This is a genomic window from Euzebya pacifica (assembly GCF_003344865.1).
GTDB lineage: Bacteria > Actinomycetota > Nitriliruptoria > Euzebyales > Euzebyaceae > Euzebya > Euzebya pacifica.
The window spans coordinates 5,270,734-5,290,504 of record NZ_CP031165.1; the positions used below are offsets into that span (position 1 = coordinate 5,270,734).

Below are 19,771 nucleotides of genomic sequence, written 5' to 3' on the forward strand. Positions count from 1 at the left end.
GTACCGCCCGGCCGCCGGACGTCCTCGGCCGATCGGCCTCACTGGATCGGGTCGACCACCACGCGCGCGACGGCGCCCTCCACGACGGTGAAGACGCAGCGGATCTCCACGTCGTGGCCGATGGCCTGCTCGCCGTCGGAGATGGTGAACCGGCGGGTCGCCCGGCAGTGCAGGACGTTGCCGTCCCGCTCGGTGTGTCGGAGGATCATGCGGGGCCGTGGCTCCTCCAGCGTGCCGTCGAACAGGGCGGCGAGCTCGTGGCGGCCGCTGGCGATCCCACCATCGGAGGAGAACACCGCGTCATCGGTGAAGGCGTCCAGGATCTCGGGCAGGCCACCGTGGTTCAGGGCATGGACCAACGTCTCGACGGCCTCGTGGGTGGGATCAGACATCCTGCGTCGAAGCGTACCCGGAGGGTCCACCTGCCCTTATCCTGCCGGCCATGGAGGAATTGCTGAGCGGGATCGAGCTGGATCCGGTGGCCTCGCCCATCGCGTTGCTCGTCCTGGTGTTCGCCATCCGCTTCGTCGTCGGGGCGGTGAAGACGGTCATCAAGGTCATCCTGCTGGTCGTGATCCTTGCCGCGCTGTACGTCTTCTTCTACGGGGGCACGTTCGGGACGTGACGGGCACCTCCTGATCGACCCGCGCTGACGACCCCGCCGCGGGTACCGTCGTGGCGTGGATCTGGAGGACCTGCTGGAGGACCTGCTCGACGAGGCAGGACGGGCCGCACGTCGTGGGGCCAAGCGGGTGGTGCGCTCGACCGCGCCGGCCCGCAGGGGAATCCGGCGAGGGGTTCGTGCGGTGGCGGTCGTGCTGGCCGTGATGCTGCTCGGGTTCGGCGGGCTGCTGCTGGCGATCGGGGATCCCGGTGCGCTGCGGACGATCCTCGGTGCGCTGCTGGTGGCCGGCGGGGTGGGTGCAGGTGGCGTGGGTGCCGTCGCGCAGCTGCTGGAACGTCGGGACCCCGAGGTGGCTCGCGAGAAGGCCGCGGCCGAGGGGGTGCTGACCCCCGACATGCTGGACGACGACCTGTCGGAGCTGCCCAAGGACGTCCGGGCGGAGTTCCGGCGACTGCTGGCCGCCCGTGGGCTGGTGCAGGACCTCGCCCACGACGGCTGGGTGGCCAGCCGGGCCGTGATGGAGGCCGACGGCGAGATCGCCCGGCTGCACCGGCTGCTCGCCGCCGAACGCCGTGCGACGCGGATCGGCGGATCGCCCTCTCCCCTCCTGCGCCAGCAGACCGCCGACCTGGCCGACCTGCTGGTCGCGCTGGCCGACGAGGCCGTCAAGGAGCAGGCCGAGGCGCTGGCGGAGACCACCACGACCGGGGTGACGTTGACCGACGCCCGCGATCACCTCGTGGCGCTGCGCGAGGCCCGGGCCGAGGTGCGCGCCACGGAGGACCGGGCGATGGGCAACCCGCCCACGCCCGGCACCGCCTAGCCCAGGCGGGTCAGCGCGGGGGTCAGCCGGCCGTCGGGATCGGGATGCCCTCCGAAGGCTGCACGATCACGAAGCCCTGGCCGCTGAAGGCCACCTGGAACGCCTCGCCGGATCCGCGTCCGATCAGCGCACCGGCCTTGAAGCTGGACTTCAGCTGGGTCTGCAGGTGCGCCGACCACGCCACGACCGCTTGGGTGTCGGTGAAGGTCGGAGCCTCGGCGGTGTTCAGCACGACCGGTTCGCCGTCGGTGGTGATCGCCACCCAGCCCGAGCCGCGGAGCGTCGTGTTGAACAAGCCGCCCGTGGCGATGGAGCCACCCTTCACCCGCTCGATGTTCCAGTCCAGCGAGGTGGAGAACGCCAGGACGTTCTTGCCGTTGATCGACAGGCCGGAGTTGTTGAGGTGCAGCAGGTGCACGTGGGTGGCGGTGTCGGCCAGGAACACGTCGCCCTGCCCGGACACCCGCATGAGGGAGAGGCCCTCGCCCGTCAGCGCCTTCTTGATGAAGCGCGACGCGCCGCCGCCCTCGAAGGAGAAGTCGACGTTGCCCTGGTAGGCCACCATCGAGCCCTGCCGGGCCATGAACGGCTCGCCCACCCGGACGCGGAGCATCTTGCCGTTCTGGTTGGCCACGGGCTGGCCGTCACGTTCGGCGAAGCGGCCGTCGATGAGCTCGCCCGTGATCCCGGCGAAGCCCCCTCCTCCCCCGGGCTGCCCCTGTGCCTGCACTGGCTGGGCCTGCACCGGCTGTGCCTGCGCCTGATCGGGCTGGGGCTGGGCTGGCTGGTCGGGCGTCGTGGCCGGGGTGCCCCCGCCCATGGGAACCACCCCGACCTGTCCCTGGTGGGCGACCTGGTCGGTCCAGCCCTCGCCGTCCCACCAGCGGTACTCGTAGTTGCCCTCGGGGTCCGGGCGCCACTCGCCTGCCATCGTCCTGCTCCTCGTCGGTTCCTGCGGTCCGAGGCGATCCAACCAGCCGAGCCGCCGCCCCGCCACCCGGGTGCGTGTCGAACCAGTCGACCGCCCCGCCACCCGGGTGCGTATCGAACACGTCGACCCCCCTGCGACTCAGGCAACACACATCGAGTGCGTGTCGGACCAGTCGACCCCCGTGCGTGCCAGACGACACGCGGGGGTCAGGGGGTGGTGAGGGCGCGCACGACGGCGTCGGTGAGGCCGTCCAGGTCGTGGGGGTCGGCCTCGGCGGCGACGGTCAGGCCGAGCTCCTCGCAGGTGGCCGTGGTGACCGGGCCGATGGAGACGATGGCGACGTCGGGGTGGGGGCGGCCCTCCAGCAACGACACGAGGTTGCGCACGGTGGAGGAGGAGCCCAGCGCCACGGCGTCGACGTCACCCGAACGGAGGCGGTCGGCGACCTCGGGGTCCAGGCCGTCGGCCGGGACGGTGCGGTACGCCTCGACCTCGTGGAACTCCACTCCCGCGGCGGTCAGCATCTCCGACAGCTTCTCGCTGGCGATGTCGGCGCGGGGCAGCAGGACGGGGCGTTCGGGGTCGTCGGCGGCCTCGGCCAGCGCCATCCCGAGCCCACGGGTGGTGAAGGAGTCGGGCAGCAGGTCGGCGCGCAGTCCGAAGGCCTCCAGGCCCTCTGCGGTGCCCGATCCGACGGCGGCGATCTGCACGTCGGCGAACCAGCGGACGTCGCCAGCGGCCTCGCGGATGGCGTCCATGACCGCGTCGACGCCGTTGCGGGACGTGAAGCCGACCCACGAGTAGACGCCGTCGCGCATGCGTTCCACCGCCGTCAGCAGCCCGTCGGGGTCACGCGAGGGCTGGATGGCGATGGTCGGGGCCTCGACCGGGTCGGCGCCGAGGGCACGCAACCGCCGGGACAGCTCGCTGGCCTGCTGGCGGGTGCGGGGCACGACGACGGACCTGCCGTGCAGCGGACGGTCGGCGAACCAGCCGAGCTCGTCGGCCAGCGCGGCGACCTCGCCGATGACGGTGACCGCGGGAGAGGAGAAGCCGGTCGACTCGATGACGTCGGCGATGGTGCCGAGCGTCCCCTCGACCTGTTCCTGCTTGGGGGTGGTCGCCCAACGAACCGACGACACCGGTGTGTCGGCGGACTTGCCCTCGGCGATCAGCGCGTCGGCGATCCGCCGGATGCGCCCGACCCCCATGAGGAACACCAGGGTCCCCGGGAAGCGGGCCAGGGCGGCGTAGTCGACCTGGGTGTCGTCCTTGGTCGGGTCCTCGTGGCCGGTGATCACGGCGAACGCCGGCGACAGGCCACGGTGGGTGACGGGCACACCCGCGAAGGCGGGGCCCGCGATCGAGGACGTCACGCCGGGCACGACCTCGAACGGCACCCCGGCGGCGACGCAGGACTGCGCCTCCTCCGACCCCCGGCCGAAGACGAACGGGTCGCCGCCCTTGAAGCGGACGACGGCCTCGCCGGCCTGCGCCTTCTCCACGAGGAGGGCGTTGATCTCCTCCTGCTGCAGCGCGTGGCGGTCGGGCAGCTTGCCGACGTAGACCAGCTCGACGTCCTCGCGGCAGACCGCGAGCGCCTCGGGGGGCGACAACCGGTCGTAGGCCACGAACGTCGCGGTGGACAGCAGCCGGGCTGCCCGGGTGGTCACGAGGCCGAGCGCACCGGGGCCGCCGCCGACGAGGTGCACGGTGCCGGGCGCGGCCGGTTCGCCGCCCAACGACGCGAACGCCGCCTCGGCAGCGGTCGGGACGGCGGTGGCGGGGGAGGGTTCGGCGGTCACGCGGGCATCATCTCCAGCATCTCGCCGGCCAACCGCCGGCCGATCTCCTCGGCCTGGTCGAAGCCGCCGGACGTGGACCGACGCAGCACGCGGCGGTTGCGTTCGTCGCCGAGCATCCCGATGACCTCCAGGCCGCCCATGCCCGTCAACGAGCACAGCGCACCGGCCGGGGTGGTGCAGCCGGCGCCGAGGGCGTTCAGGTAGGCCCGCTCGGCGCTGACCGCACGGTGGCTGGGGAGGTGATCGACGGCCTCGAGCAGCGAGACGGTGCGGGCATCGTCGGCGCGGCACTCGATGGCGATGGCGCCCTGCGCGGGGGCGGGCACCATCTCGCCGGGTTCCAGGGGGACGGCGGCCAGCGGCAGCTGCAGCGCGCCGATCCCGCCGCGTTCGGGGGAGGTGTAGAGACGCTTCAGGCCGGCCAGGGCCACGACGATGGCCTCGAACTCGCCGTCGACGAGCTTGCGCAGCCGGGTGTCGAGGTTCCCGCGGATCGGCAGGACCTGCAGCCCGGGCTTGGCCCGCAGGAGCTGCATCTTCCGTCGTGCCGACGAGGTGCCCACGATCGCGGTGGCGGGAAGGTTGCCGAACGTCCAGCCCTTCGGCGAGACGAGCAGGTCGCGGGGGTCCTCGCGGCCGGGCACGGCGGCCACGGTCAGCTCGGGGTGGGGCTCGGTCGGCACGTCCTTGTAGGAGTGCACGGCCAGGTGGCAGTCCTTGTCCAGCACCGCCTGCCGGATCGAGTCGACGAACAGGCCCTTGACGTCACCGCCGGCGACCAGGGTGTCGATGCGCGCGTCGGGGTTGTCGTCGCCGGTGGACGACATCGGCACGAGCTCGACCTGCTGGCCGGTGCGCTGGGTGATCAGCTGGGCGGTCTGGGTGGCCTGGGCAACGGCCAGGGCCGACCGCCGTGTGGCGATTCGGAGCATGTCGGGTCAGCCGTTGCGATCCGCCCGGTCGACATCACCGTCGGGGGCGAGGTCGAACAGGTGGCTGAGGGCGCGCACGAAGCGTTCGCCGTCGGGGCTGTCGACCAGGCCCTTCAGCCGGACGGTCGGCTCGTGCAGCAGCGTGTTGAGGATGCCCTTGGTGAGGGCGTCGACGGCGTCCCGCTGGGCGTCGTCCAGCCCGGAGAGCTTCGCCTTGAGGCGGTCGAGCTCGGCCAGGCGGACCACCTCGGCACGCTGGCGCAGCGCGGAGATGGTCGGGCCGGCCTGGACACCCCGGGACCAGGCCAGGAAGTCGTCGGCCTCCTGGGCAACGATGGCGCGCGCGTCGCGGACGGCGTCGCCGGTCGGGCCCTGGGCGACGACGGAGCGCATGGACTCGATGTCGACGACGCTGACGCCGGGGATCGCATGGACGTCGGTGTCGATGTCGCGGGGGACGGCCAGGTCGACCAGCACCAGCGGCCGGTCGGGCCGCTGCTGCATGGCGCGGCGGACGTCGTGCACGGTGATGACCGGCTGGGAGGCGTCGGTGGAGGTGATCGCGAGGTCGGCGGCAGCCAGCAGGGCCGGCAGCTCGTCCAGCCCGTGGGCGGATCCGCCGATCCGTTCGACCAGGCCGTCGGCCTTCTCCACCGTGCGGTTGGCGACGGCGACGTGGGCGGCGTCCTCGGCGATGCGGGTGCCGGCCATGCCGCCGATCTTGCCGGCGCCGACGACCAGGACGTTGGGGGCCTCGGAGGTCAGGTACTGCTCGGCGGTGGCGAGGGCGAGGTCGACGATCGAGGCGGCCCCGTCGGCGATGCCGGTCTCCGACCGGGTGCGACGGCCCACGCGGACGGCCTGGCGGAACACGCGGTTGAGGACCGGCCCCGCCGCACCCTCCTCCAGCGCGTCGGCGAAGGCCTGGCGAACCTGCGCGTGGATCTGTCGTTCGCCGACGACCATGGACTCCAGGCCGCTGGCGACGGCGAACAGGTGCTCGGCGGCCTCGCGGTCGAAGCGGTCGTAGGTCAGGTGGGCGAACGTCGTCGGGTCCAGGCCGCCCCACTCGGCGAGGTGATCACGGACGTCCGCCATGCCGCCGTGGTACCGGGTGACGTTGGCGTACACCTCGACCCGGTTGCACGTGGACAGCACAACGGCCTCCTGTACGTGTTCGCGTTGCGTCAGCGACAGGAGGGCTTTGGCGGTCAGGTCAGCGGGAACGGCGAGACGCTCGAGGACGTCGATGGGGGCCGTTCGGTGGCTGAGACCGAGGACGAGGAGAGTCATGGGCGGCACCCAGAGGGTAACGACGCGGCGACGGCAACGCCAACGTGACAAAAGGTGCTGATGGAGCCGGGTGTCGACCGGTGCCTACGATGGCTGCACCACATCGACCGGACCGAGAGGAGCCTCCTTCGTGGACGAGACCACACGACGTCGACTGGTTCGGGTCGGCGGCGGTGTCGCCTACCTGGCGGTGCTCGCCGCGTTGCTGCTGACACCCTCCCCCGGGACCGCGGTGACGGTGGCGTCGATGGCCTGGATCGCGCTGGGCCTGGTCCTCTGGATCCGGGCGATCCCCTCACCGAGCCGTCGCCGCTACAAGGAGGCCCGCCGGTCCCACGCCGAGCAGCGGGCACGGGGCACACAGCCGCAGCAGCAACGCACCCGGGGGCGGCGCGGGGACAACCCGCACCGCTGAGCCCGGCGTCGCCCACGTAGTCGGCTCGCCTCAGGAGAGCAGCATGCGGGAGATGACCATCTTCTGGATCTCCGTGGTGCCGCCACCGATGGAGGACAGCTTGGCGTCGCGCCAGGCCCGCTCGACCGGGAAGTCCTTGATGTAGCCCCAGCCACCGTGGACCTGGATGGCGTTGTCGGCGTTCTCCAGGGCGCACTTGGCGATGAACGCCTTGGCCATCGACGCCTCCATCATGTGCTCCAGGCCCTGGTCCTTGAGCCATGCGCCCTGCCGCAGCATCAGGCGGCTGGCCTCGAGGTTCATCTTCATGTCGGCGAACTTGTGCCCGATCGCCTGGAAGTGCGCGATGGGCTTGCCGAACGCCTCCCGCTGCTTGGCGTAGGCGATGGCGTCGTCGAGGCCACGCTGCATGCCGCCGATGGCCGAGCCGAGCATCACCGTGCGTTCCCAGTCGAAGCACTCGAAGCCGACGGCCCACAGGGCCGATCCCTCGGCGCCGAGGCGGGCGCTGTCGGGAACCCGGACGTCCTCCATGATCATCTCGCTGGTGGGCGAGGACCGGTTGCCCATCTTGTCCAGGTGGTTGCCGACGCTCAGGCCGGGGGTGTCGGCGTCGAGCACGAAGGCGGTCATGCCGGCACCGGCGGAGGCGTCGGGATCGGTACGGACCACGACGGTGAAGACGTCACAGACCGGCCCGTTGGTGATGAAGGTCTTGGTGCCGTTGAGGATCCAGTGGTCGCCGTCCCGGACGCCCCTGGAGGTCAGCGAAGCGGTGTCGGACCCGGCGTCCGGTTCGGTGATGCCGAACGCCCCGATCCACTCACCGGACGCCAGCTTGGGCAGGTACTTGGCCTTCTGCTCGGGCGTCCCGTGCAGGTCGATCGGCTTGGAGCCGATCACCAGGTGGGCCCCCATCGACAGGCCGAGGCCCGCGTCGTGTCCACCGTAGGCCAGCGCCTCGAGCGCCAGGCCCGTGTCGAGGGCGCCCGCGCCGCCACCGCCGTACTCCTCGGAGATGCAGATGCCGGTCAGCCCGACCTCGCCGCAGGCATCCCAGACCGCACGGTCGAACCGCCCCTCCCTGTCCCGGGCGCCCGCCTCGGGTTCGACCACGTCGCGCGCGAACGCGACCAACGACTCGTGCAGCTGCTGCTGTTCGTCCGACAGGGTGAAGTCCACGTGGCGCTCCGGGAGGTTCGAGTGACAAGCTGAGACAGAAAGACTTTCGTTGTCTCAGAGCCTCGCGTACTGCCCATGTCGCTGTCCAGCCGATCCCGTCGGTGACGAAACGCCGACACCTTCCCTCGGCGACCCCGACGTTCCTATACTGCCCACGGGGGCCCGTTGAGGGGGCCACGAACGAAGGCGTGGAGATGACCGTCCGTACTCGCGTGGGTGTTCGAGGGACCACCACGGTCCTGCTGGGGGCGCTGGTCGCGGCCCTGCTGGCCGTCGCACCGGCGACCGCCCAGCCGGAGGCGCCGGCCGACCTGCTGCAGGTCATCAAGGACGACGACAGCCCGTCCAACGTCGAGCTGGTGGTGCGCCTCAGCGAGGCCACCCCGCGCACCGACGTGCGGCGGGTGGCGATCAGCCGTGACGACCAGTTCGCCGACGCGTTGGCGTCCGGGGTGCTGCAGGACGACTCACCGTTGTTGATGGTGCCCTCCGACGGGGAGGTCCCGACGCGGGTGCTCGACGAGATCCGTCGACTGGGGGCACAGGAGGCCGTGATCCTGGGCGGCAACGCTGCGGTCTCCGACGACGTGGAGGCGCAGTTCCAGCAGGCCGGGCTGCAGACCGCCCGACGCCAGGGCGGCAGCCGCTTCGAGACGGCCATCGAGATCGCCCGGGCCGAGGCCCCGGAGGCCACGACCGCGATCCTCGCCAGGGCCGGTGCCAGCGACCCGAACAACCCGACCCAGGGGTTCGCCGACGCGCTTGCCTCGGGCGCCATGGCAGCGGAGAACGGCTGGCCGATCCTGCTGACCGACACCAACGCCCTGACCGCCGCCACCCGCGAGTACATGAGCGACTCCTCCATCGAACGGGTCCTGATCATCGGCGGCACCGCCGCGGTCTCGGCGGCCGTCGAGGACGAGGTCCGCAGCATGGTCGGCTCGACCGAGCGCATCGCCGGAGACTCCCGCGCAGGCACGGCCATCGAGATCGCCAAGGAGCTGGGCGTCGACGACGCCGGCGACACCGACCGTGTCGTGCTGGTCGACGGCACCAGCCCCAACGGGTTCGCCGGCGGGTTCGCCGCCGCCGGACACGCCGCCGTGCTCGACGCGCCCATCGTGCTGGCCGACGGCATCATGCTGCCGCCCGAGACCGAATCGTTCCTGTCGACCGGCGCGGCGTTCGCGCAGGCCGGCGACCCTGTGGCGGTTACCTGCGTGGTCCATCCGCTGGCCTGCGACGGCGGTCGCGAGGAGCTCGGCCTGGTCGCCTTCCCGCTGCTGGACGTCAACCCACCGATCAACTCCCTGGTCCAGCCAGGCCAGTCCGTGCAGGTCACCCTGACCCCGGTCGAGGAGGGCGCCAACACGCCCGTGACCGTCAAGGGATCGTGCCTGGACGGGCAGCAGGACCTGGTCACCGACGGCAGCGGACGGACCTCGTTCGTGCTGGCCGAGGCCTTCCCGCCGTTCAGCACCTGCAGCCTCGACGTGACCTGGGGGCAGGAGGACGCCCGGGTCCAGCAGGGATACTCCTACGCCCTCGACCCCGACCTGGGGCGCGGCGACGGGGTCACGGTGTCCTCCTCGATCTTCAGCTTCGGCGCCGAGATCCCCTCGACCCCGCTGTACGTGGCGGACCGGATCAGCTGTTCGGGACCCGCCGGGGACGAGGCACACGAGGACGCCACCTACGAGGCCAGCTACCTGCACGAGGACTTCTTCGTCGAGACCTTCGGGCTGACGTCGTTCCCGCTGGAGGCGTTGCCCGGCGACACGTGCACCGCCGAGGCGCAGGTGCCCAGCGGCCTGGACAGCAGCGTGCTGTGGGGCGTCTACTCGTGGAGCGACGCCGGGCTGCGCAACCCGTTGGCGTTGGGCCGCGGCACGACCGCCACCTTCGACTTCGACGACATCGGCTCCGTCGCCGACGTGAGCGTGGTGTGGATCCTGCGGGTCGACACCACCGAGATCGGGACACCGCCCAGCCCGCCGGAGGGCGTGACCGGTCAGGTCTTCAACCCCGAGAACCTGCAGATCACGTGCGACGGCGTGCTGATCGAACCCGACCTGTCGTTCCAGGCCCCGGGCGCGACCTGCAACGTCGCCGCCGACCCCTCCGGCCGCCAGATCCTCGTGGTGGAGCCCGGCCGACCGCTGGTCCCCTCGACGACCGCATCCTTCACCGCGCCGACGTCGGCGTTCACGACGGCCGTCTACACCGTGCTGATCGACCGCAGCGGCGCGATGGCCGGCGGTGGCGGCGCGGCCGGCTGCGTGGACGCCCCCGAGCTGCCGTTCTCCACGATCACCCCCGGCCTGACCACCCCGGGCGCCCCCTCGGCGTACAGCACCTTCTTCGGGTTCGCCGACGAGGCGCTGCGCTTCCGTGCCGACAACCAGTACGGCGACTTCGAGCTCGGCCTCGACCCGGTGATGCACCTCTACGCCCCCGACGGCACGTTGTTGCTCTCCAACGACGACGGCGACAGCCTGCTCAACAGCCGCATCGACGCGGTCCTGCCCGAGGAGGGGCTGTATTGCATCGAGGTCACCGGCTTCGGCGGCACCACCGGCAACTTCCTGCTCGTGGCCGACCCGGCGCCCGTCTTCGGCGACAGCCAGGTGCTGTCCCCCGAGCTGCAGACCTACAGCTACGTCTACTCCGGCTCGGCGGGTGACCCGCTGGTGGTCGAGATGCGCGTCCCCGGCTTCGAGGCCACCGACCCGCTGCTGGCCATCTTCGACAGCCAGGGCAACCTGCTGGCCACCGACGACGACGGCGGCGGCTTCCCCAACGCCCGCCTCGAGTTCGTGGTGCCCGCCGACGGGGACTACCAGATCGTGGCCGCCGTCTACGGCGAGACCTACGGGCCGTACCTGCTGGAGGCGTCGTTCCCGACCGCGGTCCCCCCGGCCGCCTTCGCCGCGGCCGGCCCCGGCGGCCCGTCCATCACCCCCACCGGCTGACCCCCATCAGGGGCGGCGGCGGACGGCCAACCACCCGGCGGGCAGGGCCGGGAGGACCAGCGCGAGGCCCGGAAGCGCTTGCCCGGTCGCCCCGGCGTCGGTGACGACCACCGTCGCGGTGGCGCTGACGGCCTCGCCGGTCAGCTCGGAGGTGGCGGTCAACGTGACCCCGTGGGCCCCCGTGCTGCCCTCCGCCAGCCCGACGTGGACCTGCACGGTGGTGCCGCCCAGCGCGGCGACCTCGACGTACTCGTACGGCAGACGGTGCTCCAGGGCGGTGTCGACGGAGAGGCGGGAGATGTCGGTGATGCCGATGTTGGCCAGATCGAACTCGATGGTCGCCACCTCGCCCAGCGGCACCGTCGTGTCCGTGCTGCCGGCCACCGTGGTCGCGGGGTCGATGGGGCCGTGGCCGTCGAGGGACCGCACGGCCACGCGGTAGCTCCCGATCGACAGGGGGTCCTCGGCGTCGTGCTCGGTGGTCAGGACGTAGAACTGCAGCCCGTTGGCCTCGTCGGTCCAGGTGTTCACCACGCCCTCGCCGGTCCCGGCGTGGAACAGCGCGTCAGCCAGCTGGCGGGCGTCACCCAGGGAGATCGCGGCTCGGGTGCCGTCGGGACGGACGAAGTCGTAGACCTCGCGGCCCTCGTGTTCGCCGACGCCGGTCACGGTGTTGATGTCCTCGGGGTGGGCGTCGATCGCCCACATGAACGGCGCGAGGTCCACACCGGTCTTGTTCTTGGCGATCAGGACGCCGTGGTCGGGGGTGTAGGAGTCGTGGCCCATGCGGTCCACGACCTCGACGGTGTAGTTGTCGTAGCCGCCCCGGTCGCACTGGAGGTCGTTGGAGCTGCAGCTGCCCTGATCGTCGCCGAACTCCACGACGATCCCGTGCAGGCCGATGTCGTCGGTGACCGGGGCCAGCGGGTAGGCGCGCGGGAAGATGTCGGCGGCGACCGGTCCGGTGGCGGCCAGCACCTGCGGGGTGACGGTCAGGACCTCGTGCGGCGGGGTGAAGCCCAGGCGGATCTTGTTGCGCAGCATGTGGTGGGAGCCCATCGAGGCGCCCTGGGTGGCGGGGATCTGCCAGCGGGTGTGCGCGCCACCGGGACCGTTGAAGGCGCCGCGGGACAGCATCGCCCACGGTCCGGTGTAGGAACGCCCCGGGTTGTAGGGGTTGTTGTAGTTGTCGAGCACCCCGAAGATGTGGCTCAGCTCGTGGGCGAAGACCGCCGACCCGTCGTTCTCGCCCTGGGTGGACGACACGCCCGGGATCGCGTGGGACCAGATGCCCTCGGCCGCTGCCCACGAGGTCCAGTCGACGTACCGCGTGCCGGCGGCGTTGGGGCAGTCGCTGTCGCACATGCCCAGCTCCTGCTGGACCGGGGCGGGTGGGCCGAAGCGGTCGGTGACGGCCTCTGGGCCGTCGAACATGATCTCGCCGAACTCCTGCCAGGTGCCCGACTCGTCGTAGCCGGCGTGGACCAGCCAGCGGAAGTCGTAGTCCTCGGCGTTGAAGGCCATGCCCGTGACGGTGTCGGCGGCGGCGGCCTGGATCAGCTCGGCGTCGAAGCCCCCGAAGAGCCCGCCGACGATCGGGAGGGAGCCCTCGCCGCACGAGTCGCCCTGCGGGCACTGGTTGCCGGCACCGCCGGCGTCCCCACCCCCCATGCCGTACTCGTGTTCCTTGCCGGTCATGCGGTAGGGGCCGAACGGGGTGGCCTCCACACCGATCAGGCCGTAGGAGTCCTCCAGCCAGTACTCGTTGACGGTGTGCCCGTAGTTGACCTCGCTGGGCTCGTTGACGATGAGGTCGGTGTAGAACTCGCCGACGTCCTCGCGTGCGATGCCACCCACGGTGGGGTTGGCGAGCGGACCGTCGAAGCCCGGGACACGGTCGGCCCAGTCCTGGTCGACACCGAAGACGTCGGTCCCTGCATCCTGGGTCACGACGAAGTCGCGGTCCTGGAAGTCACCGAAGATCATCGCCGCACGGATGGGCTTGACCGCCTGGCGTTCGGGGTCGGTCCAGTCCACCCCCGGGATGGGCCGGTAGTCCTCGATCGTCTGCCACTCCGGCAGCTCCCACGACTGCGGGTCGACGGGCGCGGGGAAGTCCAACGGCGGCGGACCCACCACCTGGGCACCGGACGCGATCGGAAGGAGGGCGAGCGCGGCAACGACGGACGCGGCCAGCACGGGACGAAGACGGGGCATACCCGGGCTGTTCGACGTCCCTCCCGTCAGTTCCTGCCTCGGCCGACCCCTACGAGCCGTGCCGGCGCAGCTGGTAGCGGTTGGTCGTCACGCAGACGACGTTGCCCTCGGCATCGGTCAGCTCGCAGTCCCACTCGAAGTCGGCCTTGCCGTTGGCATCGGCTTCCGCCGACACCCGGGCGACCTCCTCCGGCGAGATCGAGACCTCAACGGAGATGTCGGTGGACGCCAGCTTGACGAACTTGATCTCCATCCCCTTGACGATGGGGTAGTAGGTCGCCGCGTCGAAGGTGGACAGGAACAGCGCCCCGCCGGGGATCTCGGCCAGGGTGAACAGCGCCCCGGCGTACATCGTCCCGATGTGGTTGGTGTTGGGTTCGAGCGGGCAGGTCATCCGCACTCGGCCCGGCTCGATGTGGTCGAGGCGCAGCCCCATGCGCTCCACGAAGGGAAAGGCCTTCTCGACGAGGGGACGGATCGTGGTCATCAGGTCGTCGCTCATGGCCGCAGAGCATGACACACCCGGTCGGAGAAACCTGAGCGCGATGGGCTCAGGTCTGCTATCTTCACCAACATGAACTTTGAGCGCTTCACACTCAAGTCGCGCGAAGCGGTGGCGGCCTCCGTGCAGGACGCCGAGCGGCGCGGCAACCCCGAGGTCCGACCGGGCCACCTGCTGCACGCCCTGATCCAGCAGACCGAGGGTCCGGTCATCCCGATCCTCGACCGCGTCGGCGTCACGCCGACGACGATCCGCCGCCTGGCCGAGGACCAGATCGCCACGTCGCCGACCGCACGCGGCGCCACCGGCCAGCCCAAGCTGTCACAGGTCCTGATCACCGTCCTCGACGACGCCGAGGAACGTGCCGGCCAGCTGAACGACGAGTACACGTCGACCGAGCACCTGCTGCTGGCGCTGGTGGCGGGCAAGAACCCGACTGGCAAGGCGCTGCGCGACGCGGGCCTGGACGAGGAGGGCGTCCTGGCCGGGCTGAAGGAGGTCCGCGGCAACCAGCGGGTCACCTCTGCCACCCCGGAGGGCACCTACGAGGCCCTGGAGAAGTACGCCCAGGACCTGACGCTGCTGGCGCAGGACGGCAAGCTCGACCCGGTCATCGGCCGCGACGAGGAGATCCGTCGGGTCATCCAGGTCCTGTCCCGCCGCACCAAGAACAACCCCGTGCTGATCGGCGAACCCGGCGTGGGCAAGACCGCCATCGTGGAGGGGCTGGCGCAGCGCATCGTCGCTGGCGACGTCCCCGAGGGACTGAAGGACAAGCGCCTCGTGGCGCTGGACCTCGGCGCGATGATCGCCGGTGCGAAGTACCGCGGTGAGTTCGAGGAGCGACTGAAGGCCGTCCTCACCGAGATCGAGGCCAGCGAGGGCCAGCTGATCACCTTCATCGACGAGCTGCACACCATCGTCGGGGCCGGCAAGGCCGAAGGGTCGATGGATGCCGGCAACATGCTCAAGCCCATGCTCGCCCGTGGCCAGCTGCGCATGATCGGTGCGACCACCCTGAAGGAGTACACCGACATCGAGGGTGACAAGGCCCTGGAGCGCCGGTTCCAGCCGGTCAAGGTCGGCGAACCCACCCTCGACGACACCGTCGCCATCCTCCGTGGGCTCAAGGAACGCTACGAGGTCCACCACGGCGTGCGGATCACCGACGCCGCGCTGGTCGCCGCCACCCGGCTGTCCGACCGCTACCTGACCGACCGGTTCCTGCCCGACAAGGCCATCGACCTCGTCGACGAAGCGACCAGCCGCCTGCGCATCGAGATCGACTCGATGCCGGCCGAGATCGACGTGCTCGACCGGCGGGCCAAGCAGCTGGAGATCGAGAAGGCGGCGCTCGAGGGCGACGAGACCGCCACCGAACGCCTCGCGACCATCGCCGACGAGCTGGAAGCCCTGCACGGCGAGCTCGGCACGCTGCGCGCCCGGTGGGACCGCGAGAAGGACGCCATCCACACGGTGTCCGGGCTGAAGGGCGAGATCGAGCAGGCCCGCGAACACCTGGAGAAGGCCAAGCGCGAGGGTGACTTCGCCACGGCCGGTGAGCTGGAGTACGGCCGGATCCCGAACCTGGAGGAGCGGGTCGAGCAGGCAGCCGCCGCGCTGGCGGAGCTGCAGGCCGACGGTGGGCTGCTGAAGGAGGAGGTCGACGCCAGCGACATCGCCGCTGTCGTCGCCAAGTGGACGGGCATCCCGACCGACCGCCTGCTGGAGGGCGAGCGGGACAAGCTGGTCAACCTCGAGGCCCACCTCTCCGAACGAGTCGTGGGCCAGGCCGAAGCGGTCACCGCCGTCGCCGACGCCGTTCGCCGCTCCCGAGCGGGGCTGGCCGACCCCGATCGACCGGTCGGCTCCTTCCTCTTCCTCGGTCCCACCGGCGTGGGCAAGACCGAGCTGGCCCGCACCCTCGCCGACTACCTGTTCAACGACGAACGGGCGATGGTCCGCATCGACATGGGCGAGTTCGGCGAGAAGCACACCGTCTCGCGGCTGCTCGGCGCGCCCCCCGGGTACGTCGGCCACGACGAGGGTGGGCAGCTGACCGAGCCGGTCCGCCGCCGCCCCTACTCCGTGGTGCTGCTCGACGAGGTCGAGAAGGCCCACCCCGACGTGTTCAACGCGCTGCTGCAGCTGCTGGACGACGGCCGCCTCACCGACGGGCAGGGCCGCACCGTCGACTTCCGCAACACCGTCGTGATCATGACGTCCAACCTCGGCAGCCAGCACATCCTCGACCCCACGGAATCGGAGGAAGTGCGGGGCGAGAAGGTCATGGCCGAGGTGCGCAGCCACTTCCGCCCCGAGTTCCTCAACCGCCTCGACGAGATCCTGATCTTCCACCGGCTGGACCGCGATGCCCTGCGCCGCATCGTCGACGTGCAGCTGGCCCGGGTCGCCGACCGGTTCGCCCAGCGCGACCTGGCCCTGGACGTCACCGACGGCGCGAAGGACTGGCTCGCCGACCGCGGCTTCGACCCCATCTACGGTGCACGCCCCCTCAAGCGGGTCCTGCGCAAGGAGCTGGAGGACAAGGTGGCCCTGCTGCTCCTCGACGGCCACCTCGACGACGGCGACACCGTCCGTGTCGACGTCGACGGCGCCGGGCTCGTGATCGACGCCGGTCCGCCCACCCTCTCGGCGTAAACGAACATCGTCGACGTGGCGGTGGGAACCGACCCACCGCCACGTCCTCGGAGGGGGTGCTTGGATGGCCGGTTGGTCGTCGATGACGGTCAGCCGAGGGGAGTTCACCTCGCAGTCACCCGCTCGTTCACCATTCGTTCACGCGGCGCACGAACTGTCTCCTTGGGTCACGCGTGCAGTGCCGGCCCGGTGGTCCGTGTTCACCCAACGTCCACGCACCGATCGGTCGACAGACACACACCGCACGCAGACTTCCGCCTAGCCAACTACCTCTGTAGTTGGCGGACCCCCTCTGGGGACCACCCCGACCTTCAGGAGAAGAATCCATCATGCGATACAACTGGCGCACCCTGCTGGCGCTCATCGCGCTGCTGGCCATGGTTGCCACCGCCTGCGCGTCCGACGACACCGCCGCCGAGGACGACTCCGCTGCCGCCGACGACACCGCCGAGACCAGCGAGGACGAGGCTGCTGACGACGAGGCTGCCGACGACGACATGGCCGAGGAAGAGCCTGCTGACGAGGAGCCCGCTGGCGACCTCTCCGGCTCCATCGAGGTCGACGGCTCCTCCACCGTGGCGCCGCTGACCGACGCGATCGCCGAGGAGTACGCCGGCGTCTCCCCCGACGTCATCGTCAACATCGGTGTCTCCGGCACCGGCGGTGGCTTCGAGCGCTTCTGCGACGAGGGCTCCACCGACATCTCCAACGCCTCGCGCCCGATCAAGGACGAAGAGGCCCAGGCCTGTGCCGACAACGGGATCGAGTTCACCGAGGTCCGCGTCGGCACCGACGCCCTCACCATGGTCACCAACCCGGCCACCGAGTTCCTGTCCTGCCTGACCACCGACGAGCTCATCACGCTGTGGGGCCCCGACGGTGCCGCCACCTGGGACCAGGTCAACCCCGAGTTCCCGGCCGAGCCCGTCGAGATCTTCGCGCCCGACGCCGACTCCGGCACCTACGACTTCTTCAACGAGACCATCCTGGAACCGTCGGAGATCGAGGAGCCCCGTCAGGACTACAACTCCTCCGCTGACGACAACGTCATCGCGCAGGGCGTCCAGGGCACCCCCGGCTCCTGGGGCTACTTCGGCTTCGCCTACTTCGTCAACAACCCCGACGGCGTGAAGGCCATCGCCTACGACGCCGGCAACGGCTGCGTCGAGCCCTCCGTCGAGACCGCCCAGGACGACAGCTACGGCCTGACCCGTCCGCTGTTCATCTACGTCCGCAACGACGCCCTGGCCAAGGCCGAGGTCGCCGACTTCGTCACCTTCTACCTCGACACCGTCAACGAGGTCATCGAAGAGGTCGGGTACGTCCCCGCCCCGGACTCCGTCATCGAGGAAGCCCGCGCCGGCGTCGAGGCCGAGCTGGGCTAGTCACCGGCGGAATCGTTGAGGAGACGGACCCCATACGTTCACCTCCCCGACACCTTTGACACCCGGCCGGGTCGGTAGCATGCCGACCCGGCCGTGTCGATTCCGCGACTCCCGCTGGGTGCACATTCCATGACCACCACATCCCCGCCGTCGCCGACGAACCCGCTGTCGCGCAAGCGCTCGGTCGTCGGCGAGACCGTGATCCACAACCTGCTCCGTGCCGCCGGAGCGATCTCGATCCTGACGACCATCGGTATCGTCTTCGTCCTGTTCAGCGAGGCCTTCCAGCTGTTCCTGGACGTGTCGATCGTCGACTTCTTCACCGACACCGCCTGGCGCCCGTTCGTCTCCCCGGACTCGCCGTCCTTCGCCATCGGCATCTTCGCCCTGATCCAGGGCACCCTCATGGTCACCGTCATCGCGATGCTCGTCGCGATCCCCCTCGGCCTGGCCTCCGCCGTCTACCTCGCCGATTACGCGCCGCAGCGCGTTCGCAAGGTCCTCAAGCCGATCCTCGAGGTGCTGGCCGGTGTGCCGACCGTCGTGCTCGGCTACTTCGCCCTGACCGCCATGACGCCCGCGCTGCGCGCGATCCTGGGCGAGGGCACCGTCGACTTCTTCAACCCCTTCTCCGCCGGCATCGTGATGGGCATCATGATCGTGCCCACGATCGCGTCGCTGTCGGAGGACGCCATGAGCGCCGTGCCGGACTCGCTGCGGATGGGCGCCTATGGCCTGGGTGCCACCAAGCGCCAGGTCGTCACCCAGATCGTGTTCCCCGCCGCGCTGTCCGGCATCGTCGCCGCCATCATCCTGGCGATCGGACGTGCGGTCGGCGAGACGATGATCGTGGCCCTTGCCGGCGGCAACCTCGCCCCGGACCTGGCCGGGACCGCCGACCAGGTGGTCAACCCCGACATCTTCAACCCGTTCAAGCAGGTCCAGACGATGACGGCCTACATCGTGCAGGCCATCGGCGGCGAGGCGACCCGAGGGTCGGTGACGTACCGCTCGATCTTCGCGGTCGGCGCCACGCTGTTCCTGATGACCTTCTCCCTCAACATCGCTGCCCAGCGGTTCGTGCGGCGATTCCGCGAGGTCTACTGATGAGCTCCCCCGCCACCGTCATCCGCAAGCACCACGAGGACCTCGACCTCAAGTCGTCCCCGAAGAAGCGCGCCCGTGCGCGCCGGTTCGAGCTGGTGCTCATCGCCGCCACCGTCGTCTCGGTCCTGGTCCTCGCCTGGCTGCTGTTCGACATCCTCGCCGACGGCGCCGGCCGCCTGAACCTCGACCTGCTGACGGAGTACACCTCTCGCCGTCCCGAGGACACCGGCATCCGCGCCGGCATCACCGGCACCCTCTCGCTGATGGTGCTCGTGGGCCTCATCGCCTTCCCTGTCGGCGTGGCCGCAGCGCTCTACCTCGAGGAGTTCGCTGCCGAGAACCGCTTCACCCGGCTGGTCGAGGCCAACATCAACAACCTGGCCGGCGTCCCCTCGGTCGTGTACGGCCTGCTGGGCTTCGGCATCTTCGCCCAGATCTTCGGGGGGATCCCCGGGTTCGGCCGCAGCCTGCTCACCGGTGCGCTCACCCTGAGCCTGCTGGTCCTCCCCGTCATCATCGTCGCGTCCCGCGAGTCACTGCGTGCCGTGCCCCAGGATCTCCGCAACGGCGGCCTGGCGCTCGGGGCCACCCCCATCCAGGTGGCGTTCACCATCACCCTCCCCGCGGCCATGTCGGGCGTGCTGACCGGCACGATCCTGGCCCTGTCCCGCGCGATCGGCGAGACCGCGCCGATCCTCGTCGCCGGTGCCGTCTTCAGCCGACGGGCCGACAACGTCCCGTGGGCGTTCGGCGACAACTACTCCGCCCTGCCGATCCAGATCTACGACTTCGTCAAGCGACCCCAGCCCGAGTTCCAGATCGAGGTCTCGGCCGCCGGCATCATCGTGCTGATGGTCCTCCTCCTCGGCATGAACTCGATCGCGATCTTCCTCCGCAACAAGTACTCGAAGGACTCCTAGC

16 protein-coding genes are annotated in these 19,771 nt (G+C 70.6%); 8 read left to right on the forward strand and 8 right to left on the reverse strand.

Going from position 1 to position 19,771, the window contains the following annotated elements:
• Positions 1–38 precede the first annotated feature (38 nt).
• Complete coding sequence (locus DVS28_RS22745) at positions 39–392, reverse strand: nuclear transport factor 2 family protein (RefSeq protein WP_114593494.1); 354 nt, start codon at positions 390–392, stop codon at positions 39–41.
• Positions 393–442: 50 nt separating this feature from the next.
• Between DVS28_RS22745 and DVS28_RS22750 the strand changes: the two genes are divergently transcribed.
• Positions 443–625: a hypothetical protein gene (locus tag DVS28_RS22750; RefSeq protein ID WP_114593495.1), complete on the forward strand. Its 183-nt coding sequence runs from the start codon at positions 443–445 to the stop codon at positions 623–625.
• Between the two features lie 55 nt (positions 626–680).
• Positions 681–1,448 carry a hypothetical protein gene (locus tag DVS28_RS22755; protein WP_114593496.1) on the forward strand — a complete coding sequence of 256 codons (768 nt, stop codon included), beginning with the start codon at positions 681–683 and terminating at the stop codon, positions 1,446–1,448.
• Between the two features lie 22 nt (positions 1,449–1,470).
• Here DVS28_RS22755 and DVS28_RS22760 read toward each other — a convergent pair whose 3' ends face one another.
• The 4 genes from DVS28_RS22760 to DVS28_RS22775 all read right to left on the reverse strand — a co-directional run bounded on the left by DVS28_RS22760 (position 1,471) and on the right by DVS28_RS22775 (position 6,409).
• Complete coding sequence (locus DVS28_RS22760; RefSeq protein ID WP_114593497.1) at positions 1,471–2,379, reverse strand: AIM24 family protein; 909 nt, start codon at positions 2,377–2,379, stop codon at positions 1,471–1,473.
• 206 nt (positions 2,380–2,585) lie between these two features.
• Positions 2,586–4,184: a uroporphyrinogen-III C-methyltransferase gene (gene cobA, locus DVS28_RS22765; RefSeq protein WP_114593498.1), complete on the reverse strand. Its 1,599-nt coding sequence runs from the start codon at positions 4,182–4,184 to the stop codon at positions 2,586–2,588.
• On the reverse strand, positions 4,181–5,116 hold the full coding sequence (gene hemC, locus DVS28_RS22770) for a hydroxymethylbilane synthase (protein WP_114593499.1): 936 nt from the start codon (positions 5,114–5,116) through the stop codon (positions 4,181–4,183). Before hemC ends, cobA begins: the two co-directional genes overlap by 4 nt.
• 6 nt (positions 5,117–5,122) lie before the next feature.
• The gene (locus DVS28_RS22775; RefSeq protein WP_114593500.1) at positions 5,123–6,409 is read right to left on the reverse strand and encodes a glutamyl-tRNA reductase; all 1,287 of its coding nucleotides are present in this window, start codon (positions 6,407–6,409) and stop codon (positions 5,123–5,125) included.
• 130 nt (positions 6,410–6,539) lie between these two features.
• Between DVS28_RS22775 and DVS28_RS22780 the strand changes: the two genes are divergently transcribed.
• Positions 6,540–6,824, forward strand: coding sequence for a hypothetical protein (locus DVS28_RS22780; RefSeq protein WP_114593501.1), 285 nt, complete (start codon positions 6,540–6,542; stop codon positions 6,822–6,824).
• A gap of 30 nt (positions 6,825–6,854) precedes the next feature.
• On the opposite strand, the gene DVS28_RS22785 is transcribed toward DVS28_RS22780, so the two are convergent.
• The gene (locus tag DVS28_RS22785) at positions 6,855–8,006 is read right to left on the reverse strand and encodes an acyl-CoA dehydrogenase family protein (RefSeq protein WP_114593502.1); all 1,152 of its coding nucleotides are present in this window, start codon (positions 8,004–8,006) and stop codon (positions 6,855–6,857) included.
• 194 nt (positions 8,007–8,200) lie between these two features.
• Between DVS28_RS22785 and DVS28_RS22790 the strand changes: the two genes are divergently transcribed.
• A complete protein-coding gene (locus tag DVS28_RS22790) occupies positions 8,201–10,978 on the forward strand; it encodes a cell wall-binding repeat-containing protein (RefSeq protein WP_164710916.1) in 2,778 nt (925 codons plus the stop codon).
• 6 nt (positions 10,979–10,984) lie between these two features.
• Here the strand turns inward: DVS28_RS22790 and DVS28_RS22795 are convergent, their stop codons facing one another.
• Positions 10,985–13,195: a metallopeptidase domain-containing protein gene (locus DVS28_RS22795; RefSeq protein WP_164710917.1), complete on the reverse strand. Its 2,211-nt coding sequence runs from the start codon at positions 13,193–13,195 to the stop codon at positions 10,985–10,987.
• Positions 13,196–13,244: 49 nt separating this feature from the next.
• Positions 13,245–13,697 (reverse strand): YiiD C-terminal domain-containing protein, encoded by a 453-nt coding sequence (locus DVS28_RS22800; protein WP_114593505.1) that lies wholly within the window; start codon positions 13,695–13,697, stop codon positions 13,245–13,247.
• 72 nt (positions 13,698–13,769) lie between these two features.
• Between DVS28_RS22800 and clpB the strand changes: the two genes are divergently transcribed.
• The 4 genes from clpB (at position 13,770) to pstA (ending at position 19,770) form a co-directional block, all read left to right on the forward strand.
• Positions 13,770–16,358, forward strand: a complete 2,589-nt coding sequence (gene clpB, locus DVS28_RS22805) for an ATP-dependent chaperone ClpB (RefSeq protein WP_114593506.1) — start codon at positions 13,770–13,772, stop codon at positions 16,356–16,358.
• Between the two features lie 329 nt (positions 16,359–16,687).
• Complete coding sequence (locus DVS28_RS22810) at positions 16,688–17,743, forward strand: PstS family phosphate ABC transporter substrate-binding protein (RefSeq protein ID WP_114593507.1); 1,056 nt, start codon at positions 16,688–16,690, stop codon at positions 17,741–17,743.
• Between the two features lie 129 nt (positions 17,744–17,872).
• The gene (gene pstC, locus DVS28_RS22815; protein ID WP_114593508.1) at positions 17,873–18,850 is read left to right on the forward strand and encodes a phosphate ABC transporter permease subunit PstC; all 978 of its coding nucleotides are present in this window, start codon (positions 17,873–17,875) and stop codon (positions 18,848–18,850) included.
• Positions 18,850–19,770 (forward strand): phosphate ABC transporter permease PstA, encoded by a 921-nt coding sequence (gene pstA / locus DVS28_RS22820; protein ID WP_114593509.1) that lies wholly within the window; start codon positions 18,850–18,852, stop codon positions 19,768–19,770. The genes pstC and pstA overlap by 1 nt, the downstream gene beginning before the upstream one ends.
• Position 19,771 lies beyond the last annotated feature (1 nt).

Coding starts and splice junctions, on each gene's coding strand:
- DVS28_RS22800 (WP_114593505.1), bottom strand. CDS start 13,697: ATGAGCGACGACCTGATGACCACGATCCGTCCCCTCGTCGAGAAGGCC.
- pstC (WP_114593508.1), top strand. CDS start 17,873: ATGACCACCACATCCCCGCCGTCGCCGACGAACCCGCTGTCGCGCAAG.
- DVS28_RS22775 (WP_114593500.1), bottom strand. CDS start 6,409: ATGACTCTCCTCGTCCTCGGTCTCAGCCACCGAACGGCCCCCATCGAC.
- DVS28_RS22745 (WP_114593494.1), bottom strand. CDS start 392: ATGTCTGATCCCACCCACGAGGCCGTCGAGACGTTGGTCCATGCCCTG.
- DVS28_RS22750 (WP_114593495.1), top strand. CDS start 443: ATGGAGGAATTGCTGAGCGGGATCGAGCTGGATCCGGTGGCCTCGCCC.
- DVS28_RS22810 (WP_114593507.1), top strand. CDS start 16,688: ATGCGATACAACTGGCGCACCCTGCTGGCGCTCATCGCGCTGCTGGCC.
- clpB (WP_114593506.1), top strand. CDS start 13,770: ATGAACTTTGAGCGCTTCACACTCAAGTCGCGCGAAGCGGTGGCGGCC.
- DVS28_RS22790 (WP_164710916.1), top strand. CDS start 8,201: ATGACCGTCCGTACTCGCGTGGGTGTTCGAGGGACCACCACGGTCCTG.
- pstA (WP_114593509.1), top strand. CDS start 18,850: ATGAGCTCCCCCGCCACCGTCATCCGCAAGCACCACGAGGACCTCGAC.
- DVS28_RS22795 (WP_164710917.1), bottom strand. CDS start 13,195: ATGCCCCGTCTTCGTCCCGTGCTGGCCGCGTCCGTCGTTGCCGCGCTC.
- hemC (WP_114593499.1), bottom strand. CDS start 5,116: ATGCTCCGAATCGCCACACGGCGGTCGGCCCTGGCCGTTGCCCAGGCC.
- DVS28_RS22760 (WP_114593497.1), bottom strand. CDS start 2,379: ATGGCAGGCGAGTGGCGCCCGGACCCCGAGGGCAACTACGAGTACCGC.